The sequence below is a fragment of the Mycobacterium ostraviense genome (assembly GCF_002705925.1).
GTDB classification, from domain to species: Bacteria; Actinomycetota; Actinomycetes; order Mycobacteriales; family Mycobacteriaceae; genus Mycobacterium; species Mycobacterium ostraviense.
The window spans coordinates 1,542,016-1,559,568 of record NZ_NKRE01000001.1; the positions used below are offsets into that span (position 1 = coordinate 1,542,016).

The following is a 17,553-nucleotide window of genomic DNA, read 5'->3' on the forward strand; positions in this document are numbered from 1 at the left end:
TTAGTAGGTTTGATCCGATCCAGTCGATTCTGGCCCGCGCGAGGACCGTTGGCGCCGCACTGGACCGTGCCCCCGGGCCGCGGTCAGGAGGCCTTGGTGTACCTGCGGACCAATTCACCGTCGCCGAAGGTGCTCACGTAGTCCAGGCCGGCGTCGTCGCGGCCGAAAAACGTCCATTGCTTCGGGCTTCTATTCGGCTCACTGATCAGCTTGACCTTGAAGGGAACGTGAGTCGGGCGCACGGTGCCGATGACGTCACCGATCCGGATCTCCGACGGATGAATTTGCGGTGCGTCCCGCCAGTTCTGTATGGCCATGTGATACATCCTTTCTTACGAGCGTCGGCGCGACGCAGCTATAGCGCAGTCCCGCACCGAGCATGATGCGGGGCGCGGTGGTGGGTTGCCCAAGAGTCCGAGGGTCAACGAAACCGCCGGTTGGTCACGGTCGGACCGCACGTCGAAAAGTATTGCCGCTGAGCGGCGTTGCGCGGTTGGCGAGGTACCCATCAAGCCGTCACGAATGCATATCGGCCGGAGCGGCGTGCGCGGCCGCATCGTCCTGCACACGTCCGCATTGTGCGCTTTCGGCACGAGCAGCACGCAGGATGTCGCCGCAGGTCTGGAATTCCTGGGTGTCCCGCTCCTCACCCATGGCGGGCAGGCCCGCACATCTGCGCAACACCATCTTGGCCAGAGCCGCTGACGTGCGGCACGGTACCACCAGCAGATTCGCCGAGGCCCGGCTGCCGGTGATCGTCATCAGTCGCTGGCGTGCGACAACCCGGCCGCGCTCACCCCTGTCACCTGCCCCGGGACGGTTCAGCGCGTCGAGATCAGGCGAGCTTTCCAGCGAGGACCAGTTGACGGTGATGGCGGTGATCTTGCCCAACCGCGTGCGCAGCGCATCAACCAGCTCGGGAAGCTCGCGTGCTATCGAGGCCGTGTGCGGCCACCACGCCCCGTCAAGCGGCGCACCCAGCTCAATCGCCAAGGCAACCCGCACCGGGCTGGCCAGGCGCCGCCCGCCCACTGCTCCGTTCATGGCGTTGACATTGCCCCGACGGAAACCCGCGTTATATGGCCGTGGCCCAGCGACATCGTCACTGCAACCGCTCGACCCGTGCGCAACTCGCGATGATCCATCGACGACCCCTTCACTTCGGCCAGACCCGGCACACACGTGTGGGGATCGACAAACGAAGCCAGTCACAGACCGTTGGTTGCGATGTGGTCGCGAACCCGAGATCAGAGCTGGCTACGAAAGAAAACCTCACTATGGACACTACACCCACCGCGGCGGTAACCGCACCGGGTTGAGTGATCAGGTGACGACCCGGTCGTTGTGGCTTTCGGGCCCGCCGCACCGGCCTGCGACGCAACGGTCGTCGTGACCGGGCGTTGCGGTGGTCCGACGTATGCGCTGTCCATCGGGTGGCAGGTACCGGGCAGTTTCGTCAACTGCGACAGCAGGGATCGGTCGAGCCCGCGGGCAGCGCGTTCCTGTTGGGTGAATTCCGTCAGCTGCTGACCGGTGGGCAATTCACCATGCCACAGCAGGTAAGCGACCTGCTCAAAGCTGCAGTGCGCGGCGAGGTCCTGGACCGGGTAACCGCGGTAGGTCAGCGAATTGGTCTCCGGAACCACCTCGGAGATGGAGGTGGTGTCCACCACCACCCCGGCCAGACCCTTGAAGATGCGGGGCTTGTCTTCGATGGCACTCATCGGGTGACTCCTTTCCAGTCGTCCGTTGTGGTAGCGGCGGGATTGCTGCGACGCGAAGCACTAATGCAGACAACGGCATTCGGCGGGCCGCTCAGCGGCCACGGACAGGGTGGCCAAGCTACCGGTTGGTCAGAAAATCCCCGGCGGAATCGCCGGTGCCTGGTCCAGATTCGCTATCGGGTTGAGCGCGCCGAGACGGCCCGGCTGCAGCTCCGGCAGACCTTGCACCGCCGACAGGAACCGCCGCTGCTCGGCGCCGTCGATCACGCCGCCGGCCAGCGCGGTGAACTTGGCCACGTACTGCGGGCGGGCAAACGGCTTGGCGCCCAACGGGTGAGCATCGGACAACGGCCAGCTCGTCGACGATCACCTCACCGCTGTTGAGCAGGAACACCAGCACCACGGTGATCAACACGATGAACGTGAGCACCACCGGCAGCCGGGTCGCTATGGCATGCACGCTGTCGCGATTGCTTTGTGCCACACCGGCCAGCTGCACCGGCCTGCCTGCCGGTGTCGGAACCGCGTGCAGCCGGTCAAGCTGAACCGCCGAGGCGGCCGGGTACAGCGGCGCGGTACTGCCGACCGTCACGAAGGCACTGCGGTCCTTGATTCCGCTGGGCGCTGCGGGCGGACCGGCCAGCCTGCCATGGACGAACGTGCCGCCCGGCGATGTCACCGAGGACACGTCTGGCACCCGCGACAGCGCGGCGGCGTAAGCATCCAGGCCGGCCGGACTCAGACCGGTCGCCTCCGGGAGCAGCACGCTGATGTCGGGAATCGCGTTGCCCCGCAAAGTCATTGCGTAGCTGGTCGCCGACCTGCCGGGCCGAAGCCGAGGCGGGCAGTATCCGGTCGTCGGCAAAGCCCCACCGCGCCCGGTGAAATGGTGAGCCGAGCAGCAGCAGCAGCAGCAGTGCGGTGACGGCGAGACCGACCGGCACCGCGTGCCGCATCACGGATTTCGTCCATCGATACCACGACCATTGCTGAAACGATGTCGGTCGGCGTGGCACCCCCAGAGGATCCGGCGCAGCACCGGGCGCACGTCCAACGAGTCGAGGCGGCCATCCAGCAGCACGATCGCCGCCGGCGTCACGACGATCGCCGCCGCCGCAAACGCGACCACGGCGACCCCCGCGTAGCCGAACGATTTCAGGAAATACTGCGGGAACAGCACCAGGGTCGCCATCGACAGCGCGACCGTCATCGCCGAGAACACCACCGTTCGGCCCGCCGTGGTCATCGCGCGAATCAGCGTCCCCAGCGATGTGGTGCACCGTGATCACCAGCACGTGCTCTCGATCGGCGATCCTGAAAAGCCTTGCCCGCAACGGGATTAGTTAGACAAGTCGAACGGGTGACGCGCCGAATCCGGGATGGCTTCATCCAGCCGGGAGGCCGGCCATTCGGCGGCATCGATGACCTGCCAACCGAAGTCGGCCCTTTCGGCGGAAAGGACCAGCTGCTGCGGTATCCCGTCGACCGCCGAAAACACCGTGCGTAGGCTTTCGTGGCGGGCCACCACATCGGCCACCGCCGCATTCAGCGCGTCGGTATCAAGCGGCCCGCGCAGCCGCAATGCCACTGCCCTGTTGTAGACCGGCGAGGGTCCCTGCAACTGGTGGATGAACCACAACCGGCGTTGCGCAAACGACAGCGGCACCGCCGCAGGTCGCTCAACTGCCCGCAGCGGCCGCAGCCGTCCCGAGTCGCCAACGCGAGATGCCAACTGGGCCACCGTCGGCTCGTTGAAAAGAGTGCCCACCTTGAGATCGGTGCCCAGAGCCGCATTGACCGCGGCGATGGCCCGCATCGCCGACAGCGAATCGCCGCCGAGGTCGAAAAACGACTCATCCACCCCGACGTGCTCCACACCGAGCACGCAGGCGTAGATGCCGGTCAGCACCTGCTCGATCGCGAGGTAGCGATCGCCGTCCTGGCGTTCCGGAGCCGGCAGGGCGGGCGGCGTCGAGTTCGCCATCGAGTGTCACGGGCAACGGCTCCACCACCACCACGGCAGCCGGCACCAGGTAGGACGGCAACCGCTCTGCCAATGCCGCCCGCGCTGCGGCGGGATCGACCACTCCGGTGACCGACTCGGTGACATAACCCACCAGACGCCGGTCGCCGGGACGGTCCTCGCGGGTGATCACCACCGCCTGATTCACCCCGGCCAGCTCGGCTAGCGCCGCCTGGACCTCACCGAACTCGATGCCGTCCGGGCGGATCTTGGCCTGCCCATCGGCATACCCCACATACCGCAGCCGCCGATCCCGCTTCATCCGGACTCCACCGGGATGGCTTAGGAATCGGAAGTCGGCCTCTGCGCTAGCCTCTCGCGCAGACTCTTCGGCCTGATATCGGTCCAGTTCTGTTCGACATAGTCCAGGCACTCGGCCCGGGTGGCCTCACCGTGAACGACCCGCCAACCGGCCGGAATATCGGCGAACACCGGCCACAGGCTGTGTTGCTCCTCGTCGTTGACCAGGACGAAGAAGCTACCGTTGTCGTCGTCGAACGGATTGACACTCACTCGTTCTCCTCACGGCCCAGTAGAGACAGGTCAAAGCCAAACCGGCGCGGAACCGTTCTTGTGGTAGAGCGGTGTGTCGAGATCACCGATCGGCGACGTCAATTTAGCACCGATACCATTCAATTCGGCGGTTAAATTTAATTGACTCCCGTTACCTGTGCGGGCGTCGACGGTCGCCGCCGGGATATAGCCGGCGGTAACGGGTCAACCGCCCAGCGGCTGCGACAGCGCCACGGGCCGGTCGGCGATGGTCACGTCACGTCCCGCGCCGGCCGCCATGGTGGCGGCCTCACCGCGCGCCAAGGCGACCGTCGCGATGATCACCACCACCGCCGAGGCCACCAGCAACAGCCACTCCGGGCCGTCGGCCTCCAACGTCTCACCGAGCACGGTGACCCCCAGCACCGAGGCCACCACCGGTTTGGCCACCGTCAGCGTCGGCAATGAAGCGGTCAGGGCGCCGGCGCGAAACGCCGATTGCTGGAAGATCATCCCGCCCAGCGCGGCCAGCACCCAGCCGTACAACTCGGGTGTGCGCACCAGGTTGTCGGTACCGTGTTCGAGCACGTCAACGATGCCCTTGGTGAGCACCGCGAACAGCGCCAACGAGGAACCCGACACCACCGCCAGCAGCACCGCCGCAGCGGGACGATCCGCCAAGATCCGGGCGCCCAGCACACACAATCCCAAGGCCGGGCCCAGCACCGCGGCCACCGCGATCCAGGCTTGCACCGAGCCCCGGGAGTGGCCGGCGGTGGGATCCCCAGCCGTGATGAGTGTCGCCAACGCCGCAGCCAGCAACACCGCCGACAGCCACTCCCGCCGGGTTATCCGATGATGGGCCAACCGTGCATAGAGGGGCAGCGCGAACAGCAGCACCGTCACCTGCAGCGCCGTCACCAACATCACTGAGCCCTTGTCGAGGGCCGCGGCGAGCAGACAGTAACTGGCGATGTCGCCCAGACCGCCCAGCCACCAGCGGGTGTCGCGCAACAACATGCCGAACAGCGCCAGGTAGCCGACGGGTTGGTCGGTGATCTCCTGGGCGGACCGCTGGCGGATCACACTGCCGATCGCGGCCGCCAGCGCGGCGCACAACGCGAGAAACCCGGCGATATCCGTATTCGACATGGGGCGACCTCCTCGCCGACATCCGGCCCGCGGCCGCACGTATACCCACTATTCACGTTTCGTTGGCATCGAGTCGACCGTGCACCGAGTTCTCAGCCGTCCCGGCGCCGAAACCGCCTCGCCGGCTTGCACACTCGCACACCGTCGCCTCAAAGCGGGAACTTGGCGCCGGTCAGCCGTTCGGACAGCTCCCAGAGTGCGACGGCGGTGGCGGCGCGCCTGGCCGACCAGTTGCGCCAGGTCGGCTGGGTGCGGCCATATAGGCCGAATCGCGGGCCGACGAACGTGTTGCCGGCAAGATCCTGCGACACCGCATACAACGTCTGGCGGGCACCGAAGTCGGCGTCGGTAGACACCATCCGGTCGACGGCCAAGACCGCCGCGTCCACCACTTTGCGGCCGGAGTTGCCCTGCAGGTTCGTGTGCGACCACCCCGGATGGGCGGCCAGCGCGCGCAGCGAGGAGCCGACGGCATCCAGACGCCGCTGCAGCTCGCTGGTGAACAGCAGGTTGGCCAGCTTCGACTGGCCGTAGGCCAGCCACGCCGAATACGGCCGCGACTGCCAGTTCAGGTCCCTGAGGCTGATGTAGCCGATGTTGTGCAGCAGCGAGGACACCGTCACCACCCGGTCGGTGAGCTTGGGCAGCAGCAGGTTGGCCAGCGCGAAATGACCGAGGTGATTGGTGGCCATGTGGCCCTCGAATCCGTCGGCGGTCAGCATGTATTGGGCGGCCATGATGCCGGCGTTGTTGACCAGGACATCGACTTTGCCGATGCCGTCGGCGAAGTCCCGCACCGAGGACAGGTCCTGCAGGTCGAGCCGACGCACCTCGACGCGACAGGCGCCGGGGTCGGCCATCTGCAGGGCGGCGGCCTCGCCTTTCTCGGTGTTGCGTACCGCCAGGATGACATGGGCACCGACCCGGGCCAGCTCGCGGGCGGTCACCGCACCCAGGCCGCTGTTGGCGCCGGTGACGATGACGGTGCGTCCGGCGAACGACGGCAGCTCGGCCGCGGTCCACTCCGACATGGCAGATACGGAAGTAAGGGGCCGCATCAGCCGGCCGCCGGTGAGCTTTTCGCGACATTTCCCATGACCGCCGCGGCGCGCGGCGGCACCCCGCCACACCTATCAGGCATCCGTTGTCCACCCCGTCAGTGCCTAGTTTCTCGGTTCTTCGCGTTGGTGAAACGTCACGCGTTCGACCCCGATGACATGGTAAAGCGCGCCACCTTGACGTCGTCCCCAACGGTGGTTCGTCACGCCCACGCCGAAAGCCCAGCGTTTGGCAGGTTCCTACTCGGCGGCGACGACGGCAGGATTCAAAACCCGTGAACCTGGGTATCGTGCGGAATGATCCACGTCATCGCACGTGGGGTTCCTTCGCCGAGGAGTATCCAATTGGGACGCGATGTATCCGCCTCGCCAGCCCTGCCCCGCAACGGCCGCGGGTCGGCCAGACGTGCGCCGGGCGGGTGACCGCGGATGTACCTGGGCGTCATCGTCAACCCGAAAGCGCGCAAGAACCTCACGGCGCCGGGTGATCGCGCCGCCGAGCTGCGCGACACCGTCGGCCGGTGGGGCGAGGTGCACGAAACCGCGTCCGTCGACGAACTCCGCACGACCGTGCAGCAGCTTTATCCCCGCGTTACCCACCTCGTGGGCGACGGCGGCGACGGCGCCCTGCACTGGTTGATCAATGAAACCCGGCAGTGCGTGGCCGATCCGAAACGCTGGCCGGCATTCGTGCCCACCAACGGCGGCAGCGTCAACGCCGTCGCGCGCAAGGCGGGGGTGCGCGGACGGGCCCATGCGATCGTCGGTGCTCTGGCGGCGGCCGCCGAGTCGAATCAGCCGCCGCCCGAGGTCTGCCTCGACACTTTGCAACTCGACGGCGAGACCGCCGACGGCGCGCCATTCCATCGCCTTTGCTTCGGGCTGGCCGCCGGAGGTGTCGGCAACCGGTTCTACGACAAGTACTACGCCAACCCCGATCATGGCCGCGCGGCCGTCGCCCGGGTGATCGCCCGCACGTTCGGCGACTACCTGACCTCCAAGGTCGCCCCAGGCCGCATGAACAGACCCAACTGGGCGGCTCACCTGTTCGCACCGACCCGCGCCCGCGTGGTCATCGACGGCGAGGAGGTCCCGACGCGAACCCACCGGCTGCTGCACGCCGGCGCGATCGACCTGCGTATCGGCGGTCCGTTCCGGCTCTTCCCGAAGGCTGCCGTACCCGGAGCGCTGCATTTCCAGGCCGGGGACACTAGGCCCTCCAGGATCGTCGCGCAACTTCCCGCAGGGCTCACCTACGGCAGCATCCGCGGTGATCGGGTGCGCGATGTCAACGGCGAAGAAATGGTCATCGAGGCCGAGGACGAGCCGTTGTCGCCGATCATCGACGGCGAGCGTTTCGTCGGCATCGTCAGGATTGTGGCGAGCGCTGGACCACGCATCCGGGTCGCCCAGGTAGGGCCTGCGCGTCGCCTGCCTCGTTGGTGATGTCAGCGCCGGGAACGGATGGTGCGGATGATCTGCGCCGACAGTTTGGGGTCGCTCAATAGTTGGTCGACGAGGGCGACCAGGACCTCTTGTCCGGTGACGCGAGCGACGCCGAGGCGGTCCGCGGCTTCTCGCTGCCAGATGTCGAGGGCTCGATGCTGGGCCGGCGAGAGGTCGACCGTTCGCCGGGTGCGCGCGGCGCGTGTCCGGCCGATGGTGACGGGTTCGGTCGGCGCCGCCGCGACCGACGAAGCGAATGGTGCGTCTGCGGTGTATGCCCGGAAACGTTCGGCGTCGGCGCTGCTCATCGTGGTGCCCCCTCGGCAAGCCATGTCAGTATGTCAGTACATCCGTTGCAGTATATCCGTAGATGAGGAGTTGCTGCACTATCGCGGCGGAAGCGGGCTGTGGCCGGGCCTGGCGGGGATCCGTATGCCCGCGGGGTTCCGCAACTGGTCGCGCTGATCGGGCCGGGGGCCCTGGGAGATCGCCGGTGACCGAGTTGCTGCAGACGGCTGCCGGAGGCGGCGTGCACAGGGGTCCGGGGCAGCCGCGGGCGCGGCCCGGCGGCGGGCGGCTGACGTACGCGGGTGTCGTCGACTCGGTCCGGCTCCATCGGAAGAGGGCTAGCCCTGGGCTAGCCGTGGGCTAGCCCATAACTGCCGGCGCGCTCGTCGGCACCGGCCGACGACAGGAATGCCCAACACGCGACGCCCGTCCGCCATCGAACGGCGCATTTTCGCAGGTAGCATGGACAGCCGTTGCTGTAATGGCCGATAACAACAGAATATCGAGCACTTATACGACCGGCTTTCCGATTGTCAATTAACCCTAGATGGCATCGGTAACACCGGTTGTGTGCGGTTTTGGTCAGCACACTCTTTGATCCCGTTCATGAAATACGGCCATACGAATTTCCGTATGTCAGTATGTACGTGTCCAAATTGCTTTACCTGCTTAAATCCTGTTGCTCATGGTACTGAGATACTGATGGGCGTAAGTACGTAAATCGCTTCTGGTGCTGTGTTACGTGCTCGTCCGGCGAAAAATCAAGCCTCACCCCAGCATCGGTTTTTTGCAACATTGCCGATTAACCAGAACACGGTTGTAAAATTAGTGTAAACCGGCATAAAAGGTATTGAAATCCTTTGCTTGTCATCGGTCCGAAGCGTTACGCTTGGCATTACCAATTGGTGAATGACGTGGTTCCGTCGACCCGGTCGAAGAACGGCTCGGAAGGGGGAATGGCTCCTACCATGGCTCCTACAATGGATACGCTGATCGACTACCTGCGGATGTGGGAAGCGCGCAAACCGGACCAGACGCTCTACCGGTTCGTGGATGCCGAAGGCCGCGAACTCGAGCACTACACCTACCACAGCTTCGCCGAACGGACCCGCGAGCTGGCCGCCTACTTGTTTGCAGAGGCCGGGCTGCGACCGGGCGACCGGGCACTGCTGGTCTACCCACCGGGCCTGGAGATGGTGGCGGCATTCTTCGCCTGCGCTCGTATCGGAGTGATCGCCGTACCGGTCAGCCCGCCTTTGCCCATGGCATTCGAAGCGGGCCTGGCCAAGCTCAGCTTCATCGCACGGGACTGCCAGGCCAAGGCGGTGCTGTCGACCAAGCAGTTCGAGTACGACTACCGCCTGCTGCTCGGGCACCGACAAGGCGGGCTGCCGTGGCCCGGCGCCGCGCGGCCTCCGGAGCTGCCGTGGTTCGCAACAGACGGCACCTGGGAGTTCGGTGGCGCCCCCGTGGCGGACACGCCCAGTCCGGTGCTCTTCCTGCAGTACACCTCCGGCTCCACCAGCGATCCCAAGGGTGTGATCGTCAGCCACGCCAACGTCATCGCCAACGGCTCGGCGTTCGCCGGCGGCGAAGTGGCCGTCAGCTGGCTCCCACAGCACCACGACATGGGCCTGATCTCCGCTTACCTGTTCATATTGTTGCTCGGTGGGACCACGCATGCGATGTCGCCGGCCGATTTCCTGCAACGGCCGTCGGCCTGGCTGCGGCTGATCAGCCAGGTGCGCGCCACCCACAGCCCGGCGCCGAACTTCGCGCTGGAGTACTGCCTGCGTGAGGACAAGCTGCCCACCGACGAGTTGACCGGGATCGACCTGAGCAGCCTGGACAGCCTGCTCGTCGGTGCAGAGCCGTTGCGCGCCAACACATTTGCTCGTTTCCGACAGCGCTTCGCTCGCTACGGTCTGCGGCCCGACGCGCTGGCCGGCGCTTACGGCTTGGCCGAAAACACCCTGATTGTGTCCATCCGGGGGCGCCAGACGCTGGCTTTGAACAAACGAGCGCTGGGGCAGAATCTTGCCCGGGTCGAAAAGGCACTGCCGGACAACAACAACCAGGCCCACGTGGTGAGCTGCGGCAAGCCGGTTGCCGGAAACGTGGTCCGCATCGTCGACCCCGGGTCGAGGCAGGCCCTGGGCGAGGGCCGAATCGGCGAGGTTTGGCTGGACGGACCGTCCAAGGGCGCCGGCTACTGGCACCGCCCCGAGTTCACCGCGGAGACCTTCGCAGCCCGTATCACCGGCGATGCGGAGCGCACCTATCTGCGGACCGGCGATCTCGGTTTCCTCTACGAGGGCGAGTTGTTCGTCTGCGGCCGCAGCAAGGACCTGATCATTGTCCGCGGCGTCAACTGCTACCCATCCGACGTCGAGGCCGTAGTGGAGCGGTCGGCCGCGCAGGTTCGCAACGGCTGCGTCGCCGCCTTCTCGTTCGAGCACGAGGAACAGGAAGCGCTGGTGGTGGTCGCCGAGGTGCGTGACCAGCACTCCCTCCCGGACCCGAAGGCGCTGGCGCGGTCGATCCGGCGCCACTGCCACGTCGACCCGCACACCATCGTGTTCTCACCGCCGCGCAGCATTCCCAAGACCACCTCGGGCAAGATCAGGCGCGCGCAGACGCGACGACTGTGGCTCGACGGCAAACTGCCCGTACTGGCCAGCCACACCCGCCGGATCCACGAGGAGCCGGGGGTCACCGCGGGTCCGCTGGAACGCTTCCGTCATCTCATGGAGAGCTACGACCTGACCGGCCAGGAGGACTGTTCCTTCGCCGATCTCGGCATCGACTCACTGGCGCTGGCCGAACTGCGCGCCGACCTGCAGGCGCTGCTGGACGAGCATGGCGCGGCGGAGCTGACCGAGGAGGTCAACACCCGTCTGCTGCAGCGCCTGACGGTCGCCGAGTTCTTCCGGCTGGTGTGGCAGTTCGGCGATGGGTCGGGACAGCCGATCCACGCCCTGCGCCACGCGCTCGACCGGATTGCCGCCGAGTACGAGGCATACGAGGCCATGCAGATGCGCGTCGACGCGCGGCTGCCGCTGCCGGCGCTGCCGCCGGCACGATCCGGCGCGCCCAGCGACATCCTGTTGACCGGCGCGACCGGCTTCCTGGGACCGTTCCTGCTCGCGAGCCTGCTCCGGCGGACGTCCTACACCATCCACGCGCTGGTCCGTGCCACCGATACGGCACACGGTCACGATCGGATCATCGCCTCGCTACGCCGGGCCCAGCTATGGTCCCCGGCGCTGGAGGCCGAAGTCCTGGCGCGGGTACGGGTGATCTGCGGCGACCTGGCGGAACCGCAGCTGGGAATCGGCGCGGCGGGGTTCCGGAGACTGGCCGACACCTTGGACGGCATCGTGCACAATGGCGCGCTGGTCAACTATGTCCGAACCTACGACGCACTGCGTCCGGCCAACGTGATCGGCACCTGGGAGCTGTTGCGGCTGGCGCTGACCACACACCCCAAGAGCTTCCATCTGGTCTCCAGCACCTTCATCTACGGCTGGAGCACCATGCCGGTGGTCGGCGAGTCGTATGGGAACGAGGAGATGGCCGGGCTGGACTTCGGCTACTCGCAGACCAAGTGGGTTGCCGAGCAGTTGACGCTGGCCGCCCAACGGCAAGGACTCGACGTGCGGATCTACCGGCCGTCGCTCATCTCGCCCACCAGCGCGGGCTTCGGCAGCCGGGACGACATCTTGGTGCGCCTCACCGCGTTCATGATCGAGCACGGCCTGGCCGTCAACGCGCACAACCAGGTCAGCCTGCTGCCGGCGGACCTGGTCGCCGATCACATCGTCGCGCTGATGGACCTGCCGGCCGAGACCGGCACGGTCTTTAACATCACCGCCGATGACTACTACAACCTCACCGACATCACCCGGTTGTTGTCCGAACGCTACGGTTACCGCTTTGCCTACCACGACATCCCGTCGTTCGCCGAGCGGTTGAACCGCCGGTGCACGCCCCGCGACCCGCTGTACCCGCTGGTCGATTTCCTGACCCGCTCGGCCGGCAAGATCGAGGCGATGCGCGACAAGCGCTACGACAACACGCAATACCGGCATGCGCGCGCGCTGGCCAACGTCGGGTTGCGCGAGCCGGCCCTGGCCGACACGGTGGATGCGCTGGTCGAGTTCCTGCGGCGCGAGCAGCTGATCACCGAGGCCGAGACCGAGGCGCAATGCAGTGCCTAGTCACCGTGGGTCGGTTACGAGGTAGTGCCAGTGCACTTTTGGGTACTAGCCGTACAGCCGCATGCGCCCAGGGGGATCACCATGTTCACTGTCGATGACCAGGCAGCCGGCCCGCATGACGCGTCACTGGATCACGAGCGAATCGTCCTTCAGGCGCGCGACGTCGAGTTCGATTGGGCGAAGCTGCCGTTCTACTACGTGCCCAACGAGCCCTTCACCACCCACTTCTGCAATGTGTTGCACCTGCTGCTACCGGCGGGCGAAGAGTTCATCGTCGAGGCGTTCAAGAAGGCGTTGCCGCTGATCAAGGACGACCAACTGCGGCTTGATGTACAGGGATTCATCAGCCAGGAGGCCCTGCATTCCCAGGCGCATTCCGGCGTGCTCGAGCACTTCGCCGCCAAAGGGATTGACGTGACACCGTTCACCGACCAGCTCCGCTGGCTGTTCGGCAAGCTGATCGGCGACCGGCCCCGCTGGAGCCTGCGACGACGGCAGAGCTGGTTGCTGGAGCAGGTTTCGATCGTGGCGGCCATCGAGCACTACACCGCCATCCTGGGTGAATGGATTCTCGACACCCCGCAGCACGATGCCCTCGGCACCGATCCGGTGATGCTGGATCTGCTGCGCTGGCACGGCGCGGAGGAGGTCGAACACAAGGCGGTTGCCTTTGACACCATGAAGCATCTGCGGGCCGGGTACTGGCGGCAGGTGCGCACGCAGCTGTTGGTCACGCCGGCGATGCTGTGGTTGTTCGTGCGCGGCGTGCGGTTCATGTACTCGGTCGACCCGCACCTGTGGCCGGAGACCAGGCCGCGCTGGCGGGATTACTTCGATGCGGCGCGGCGGGGTCTGGTGCCGGGGCCTTTTCAGTTCCTGCGGGTCATCGGCGCCTACTACACGCCGCGCTTCCACCCGTCCCAGCTGGGCGGGGTAGGGCGCGCAGTCGAGTACTTGGCCCGATCACCCGCTGCCCGAGCGGCGCACTGAGCATCGAGGAGCCATGATTCGCACCACTGTGACCGCATCGGACGGCGTCGCACTGGCCGTGCATGCCTACACCGAGATCGATCCACGGCGCCCAACCATCCTGGCCATCCACGGCTACCCGGATAACCACCGCGTGTGGGACGGCGTCGCGGCGGAACTTGGCCAGCGCTACCCCGCCAAATACAACGTCGCGGCCCACGACGTGCGCGGGACCGGCGAATCCGGGCGACCGGCCGGCCGGTCGGGATATCAACTCCCCCAATTGGTTTCCGACGTCGGCGCGGTGATCGACGGCCTCGGCGTCGACCAGGTCCACCTGATGGGGCACGACTGGGGCTCGATCCAGGGCTGGACGGCGGTCACCGACGACACCGTGCTGGGCAAGATCGCCTCGTTCACCTCGATCTCCGGGCCGCACCTGAACTATGCGGGCCGGTTTCTGCGCTCCCCGCGCACACCACGCACCGTGGCCGCCGTCGCCCGACAGATCCTGGCCTCCTCCTACATCTGGTTCTTCCTGTGTCCGGTTGCGCCGGAGATCGCCATCCGGTCGCGGTTGCAAGTGAAAGTGTTTGAGGCTGTTGAGCGTATCGGGAGATCAAGCACCCGCAGCCGGCGTGGCGCGTCGCCCCGCTCGCTCGACGACTACCTCAACGGGCTCAACCTCTACCGCGCCAACATGCCGTCACCGCTTCTTTCGCAGCCGGCGCAACTGCCGCAGGCCGGCGTCCCGCTGCAGGTGCTGGTGGCGCGTCAGGACTATTTCGTGACGCCGGCCCTGCAGCGGTTCACCGGCTCGATTCCGGCCGCGGGCAGGGTCGTATCGATTGAGGGCGGGCACTGGGTGGTGACCTCGCGTCCCGACGTCATCGCGCGGCTCACCAGCGAGTGGGTCGATATGGTCACCGAAGGGGCGGCTCCGGCGGGTGAGTCCACCCGACCGCGCGCTGTGCGAGGCACACTCGCGCTGGTCACCGGGGCAGGCGCCGGGATCGGCCGGGCCACCGCGGTGGAGTTGGCCCGTCAGGGTGCGCGTGCCGTCGTGATCGTCGACCGAGACCTTGCCGGTGCCAACGACACCGCGGAGGCCGTGCGGGCAGCCGGCGCCGAGGCAGCGGTGTATCAGGTCGACGTGAGCGACGAAGCCGCGATGAATGACCTTGCCGCACAAGTCCGCAACAAGCACGGCGTGGTCGACATCCTGGTGAACAACGCCGGCATCGGGATGGCGGGTCGGTTCCTGGAGACCACGTCGGAGCACTGGGACACCATCATCGCCGTCAACGTTCGCGGCGTCATCAACGGCAGCAGAGCGTTCGGCGCCCAGATGGTGGAGCGCGGCCAGGGCGGCACGATCATCAACGTGGCCTCGGCGGCGGCGTATGTGCCGTCAAAATCGATGGTCGCCTACGGCACCTCGAAAGCGGCGGTGCTGGCGTTGAGCGAATCGATGCGCGCCGACTTCGCCGACGAGGGCGTCACCGTCACGGCGGTGTGCCCGGGCTTCGTCATGACGGCCGACCAACAGGAGCGTGCCCGCGAGAAGGCCGACGCCGCGTACCGGCGGCGTAACTACACCCCGGAGGCCACCGCCAAGGCGATTGTCCGAGCCGTCCGGACCGGCCCGGCGGTGTTGCCCGTCGCGGCGGAGTCGCGGCTCGGCTATGCGCTGCGCCGCGTCAGTCCGTCGCTGGTTCGGCTGTTCGCCCGTTTCGACATTCGACAGGTATAGAGAAATGGTTGTGGCGCAGACTATTTGGAGCAGCAGACCTGCCGACCTTTATGGTCGTCGCAGCCGCGACCGCATGTTGACCGCATTGTGCGGGGTGGGCGCTCTGTTCGGCGGTTTCGCGTCGGCGTCGCGGTGGACGCCATCGCGGATAGTGCCGGTGCAGCGGAACATTGCCGCCGTGGTGGCCAAACGCGAAGTGGTTGCCCCCGACGTGATTGCGTTGACGTTGGCCGACCGTGACGGCGGGCTGCTGCCATCCTGGACCCCCGGAGCGCACATCGACGTTCGGCTGCCCTCGGGGCGGCGCCGGCAGTACTCGCTGTGCGGTCCGCCAGGTCGGCGCATCGACTACCGCATCGCCGTGCGACGGATCGCCGACGGCGGCGGCGGTTCGATAGAGATGCATGACGCCTTCCGCGAGGGCGACCCGCTGACGTTCGAAGGCCCCCGCAACGCGTTCTATCTCGTCACCGACGAGCACCACGTGCTGTTCGTGATCGGCGGTATTGGGGTGACGCCGATCCTGCCGATGATCCGGCTGGCCCATCAGCACGGAATCGACTGGCGCGCAACCTATGCCGGCCGGAGCCGAGACTACATGCCGTTGTTGGACGAGGTGCTGGCGGTGGCGCCGGATCGGGTCACCGTCTGGGCCGACGACGAGCGAGGCCGCTTCCCCACCGCCGAAGATCTGCTTGCCGACGCCGGTCCGACGACGGCGGTGTATGTGTGCGGGCCGACCGGGATGCTGGAGTCGGTGCGGGCCGCGCGCGACCAACACGACGCCGCGCCGCTGCACTATGAGCGGTTCGGTCCGCCGCCGGTGGTCGACGGTGTTCCCTTCGAGCTGGAATTGGCGCGATCGCAGCAGGTGCTCACGGTGCCGGCCGACCGGTCGGCGCTGGGCGTCATGCTCGACCACGAGCCGGCGACCGCGTATTCGTGCCGGCAAGGGTTCTGCGGGACCTGCAAAGTCAAGGTGCTGGCCGGCGAGGTTGATCGTCGGGGGCGCGCTGCGGAGGGTGAGGACGAAATGCTGGTCTGCGTCTCGCGGGCTCGAAGCGATCGGGTGGTGATCGACGCCTGAGTGCGACTGAGAACGTCGCGATTGGTTCGTCGACATTTCGAGCTACACGTACTCGTTCCGTGAGAGGACAAGCGTCTCCGTGGGTGCGGAAATGTCGACATAGTGATGACCCGGACCGGTGGTGCTATGAGTCATCGCCGTCGACAACTCGATGATTTCTATCGCCTTGGCATCGTCGAGCCGCCACGCGACCTTGTCGTCGTGCAACTCAATATCAGCCGCGCCGGGATCGATCAGCAAGTCGTGGATCTTCCCGTCGTGCGCCATTCGCGACGACCCCTGGCGCTCAGCCTGAACCAGCGCCGCGAGGACGGTATTCACCCCGGCGGTGTCCATGGCCAACAACACCGCGTCGTCACCGAAGTAGAACCTTGGAGCCAGTTCGGCACGAACTACGGTCATGGTTCTCATACTTTCTCACGGGCAGCCGAAGCGGGACAGCGCACTCCGGTGTCTTTCCGAGACATGTTCATCCTAGGTCTGAGGTGGATGCCTTTCTTCGCTTCCCGCACTTGGCCGATCTCATCGTCGAGCCCACACAGCTGACCCGCTAGAAGCGGATATTATTGGTGCACTGAATAATTCGTACCAACGATAGTTACTCCAGCGGTTGTAGTCCCGAGGTTGACTGAGTGACGAATATTTTGCCATTCGCCTCGGCCCGCCAACCAGCCGCCATGCCGCCAGACGCGGATGAACTCGGCTGGCGTAGAACGTGTTCGGGAAGGGTCGGCCAGCCGGACCGGTTGCTCGTGACGGCAACTGCCGCATGGTTTTCCACCGTGGGTACTTCAAGACCTGGCGGTGCGCGACGCTGGGCGTGACCATGGCCAGCGCCCGGATCGTCGACGCGCAATCGCTCAAAGCTGCTGACACCGTCAGCAGGGTCACTCGCGGGTTTGACCTGTCTGGGTTCACGATTGGGGATTCGCGGTAGCCCGGCACCGCAAGTGGCGGTGCCCTCCACCCCGATCCGCTGCACCTGTCCCAACGAAGCCAGAAATCTCATGGCCGGGGCGTACCCGGCACGGGTCGTCGAGAACTCCCGGTCGCCTATCGCCGCACCGGTCATGGTGACTGCGGCGACATGGATGGTGTCGGCGCGGGTGTCGGCGCCGGCGACGATGAGCGTGGATTCTGCCAAGATGGTGGTGCCCCTTCTGACCGAGCGTTAGGTAGGTACACACCGGCCAGGGCGGGCAGACAAGACATTGATGAGGACCGGCCAGGCTCCTGATTAAATTTACTAAGCCGAGCGTTAGTAAGGCGACTTAGGCGGTGATGTAAGCGAGGTGAGGGTCGGCGAAGAATCCGCGGATCGTATTGACTCGCCTTTGAAGT

The 17,553-nt window shown here is 66.2% G+C and carries 14 protein-coding genes and 3 pseudogenes; 5 read left to right on the forward strand and 12 right to left on the reverse strand.

The window, feature by feature from the left end:
* Nucleotides 1-83: 83 nt before the first annotated feature.
* The 9 genes and pseudogenes from CDN38_RS06920 to CDN38_RS06955 form a co-directional block, all read right to left on the reverse strand.
* Nucleotides 84-317, reverse strand: a complete 234-nt coding sequence (locus CDN38_RS06920; RefSeq protein WP_075512360.1) for a hypothetical protein — start codon at nt 315-317, stop codon at nt 84-86.
* 199 nt (nt 318-516) lie between these two features.
* Nucleotides 517-1,044: a DUF5994 family protein gene (locus tag CDN38_RS06925; RefSeq protein ID WP_075512344.1), complete on the reverse strand. Its 528-nt coding sequence runs from the start codon at nt 1,042-1,044 to the stop codon at nt 517-519.
* 272 nt (nt 1,045-1,316) lie between these two features.
* A pseudogene (locus CDN38_RS06930) lies at nt 1,317-1,724 on the reverse strand (citrate/2-methylcitrate synthase); the annotation flags it as partial.
* Nucleotides 1,725-1,853: 129 nt separating this feature from the next.
* Nucleotides 1,854-2,118: pseudogene (locus tag CDN38_RS06935) on the reverse strand (MmgE/PrpD family protein); the annotation flags it as partial.
* A 561-nt stretch (nt 2,119-2,679) separates the two neighbouring features.
* On the reverse strand, nt 2,680-2,970 hold the full coding sequence (locus tag CDN38_RS32885; RefSeq protein ID WP_075512341.1) for an MMPL family transporter: 291 nt from the start codon (nt 2,968-2,970) through the stop codon (nt 2,680-2,682).
* 13 nt (nt 2,971-2,983) lie between these two features.
* Nucleotides 2,984-4,015, reverse strand: a pseudogene (locus tag CDN38_RS30475) (condensation domain-containing protein); the annotation flags it as partial.
* 14 nt (nt 4,016-4,029) lie between these two features.
* Complete coding sequence (locus CDN38_RS06945; protein ID WP_075512338.1) at nt 4,030-4,260, reverse strand: MbtH family protein; 231 nt, start codon at nt 4,258-4,260, stop codon at nt 4,030-4,032.
* A gap of 204 nt (nt 4,261-4,464) precedes the next feature.
* Entirely contained in the window at nt 4,465-5,391 is a 927-nt protein-coding gene (locus tag CDN38_RS06950; protein WP_075512337.1) for a DMT family transporter, read from the reverse strand.
* Between the two features lie 149 nt (nt 5,392-5,540).
* The gene (locus CDN38_RS06955; RefSeq protein ID WP_075512336.1) at nt 5,541-6,422 is read right to left on the reverse strand and encodes an oxidoreductase; all 882 of its coding nucleotides are present in this window, start codon (nt 6,420-6,422) and stop codon (nt 5,541-5,543) included.
* A gap of 456 nt (nt 6,423-6,878) precedes the next feature.
* On the opposite strand from CDN38_RS06955, the gene CDN38_RS06960 reads away from it, so the two are divergent.
* Nucleotides 6,879-7,895, forward strand: a complete 1,017-nt coding sequence (locus tag CDN38_RS06960; RefSeq protein ID WP_075512335.1) for a diacylglycerol kinase family protein — start codon at nt 6,879-6,881, stop codon at nt 7,893-7,895.
* Nucleotides 7,896-7,897: 2 nt separating this feature from the next.
* On the opposite strand, the gene CDN38_RS06965 is transcribed toward CDN38_RS06960, so the two are convergent.
* On the reverse strand, nt 7,898-8,203 hold the full coding sequence (locus tag CDN38_RS06965; protein WP_075512334.1) for a hypothetical protein: 306 nt from the start codon (nt 8,201-8,203) through the stop codon (nt 7,898-7,900).
* A 960-nt stretch (nt 8,204-9,163) separates the two neighbouring features.
* Between CDN38_RS06965 and CDN38_RS06970 the strand changes: the two genes are divergently transcribed.
* The 4 genes from CDN38_RS06970 (at nt 9,164) to CDN38_RS06985 (ending at nt 16,212) form a co-directional block, all read left to right on the forward strand.
* Nucleotides 9,164-12,403, forward strand: coding sequence for a thioester reductase domain-containing protein (locus CDN38_RS06970; protein ID WP_075512333.1), 3,240 nt, complete (start codon nt 9,164-9,166; stop codon nt 12,401-12,403).
* Nucleotides 12,404-12,484: 81 nt separating this feature from the next.
* Nucleotides 12,485-13,393 (forward strand): metal-dependent hydrolase, encoded by a 909-nt coding sequence (locus CDN38_RS06975; RefSeq protein ID WP_075512332.1) that lies wholly within the window; start codon nt 12,485-12,487, stop codon nt 13,391-13,393.
* Nucleotides 13,394-13,406: 13 nt separating this feature from the next.
* Nucleotides 13,407-15,125 carry an SDR family oxidoreductase gene (locus tag CDN38_RS06980; RefSeq protein ID WP_075512331.1) on the forward strand — a complete coding sequence of 573 codons (1,719 nt, stop codon included), beginning with the start codon at nt 13,407-13,409 and terminating at the stop codon, nt 15,123-15,125.
* 4 nt (nt 15,126-15,129) lie between these two features.
* The gene (locus CDN38_RS06985; RefSeq protein ID WP_075512330.1) at nt 15,130-16,212 is read left to right on the forward strand and encodes a PDR/VanB family oxidoreductase; all 1,083 of its coding nucleotides are present in this window, start codon (nt 15,130-15,132) and stop codon (nt 16,210-16,212) included.
* A gap of 42 nt (nt 16,213-16,254) precedes the next feature.
* Here CDN38_RS06985 and CDN38_RS06990 read toward each other — a convergent pair whose 3' ends face one another.
* A complete protein-coding gene (locus CDN38_RS06990; protein WP_075512329.1) occupies nt 16,255-16,614 on the reverse strand; it encodes a hypothetical protein in 360 nt (119 codons plus the stop codon).
* Nucleotides 16,615-16,810: 196 nt separating this feature from the next.
* Entirely contained in the window at nt 16,811-17,356 is a 546-nt protein-coding gene (locus tag CDN38_RS28890) for an IS110 family transposase (RefSeq protein ID WP_142361247.1), read from the reverse strand.
* Nucleotides 17,357-17,553 lie beyond the last annotated feature (197 nt).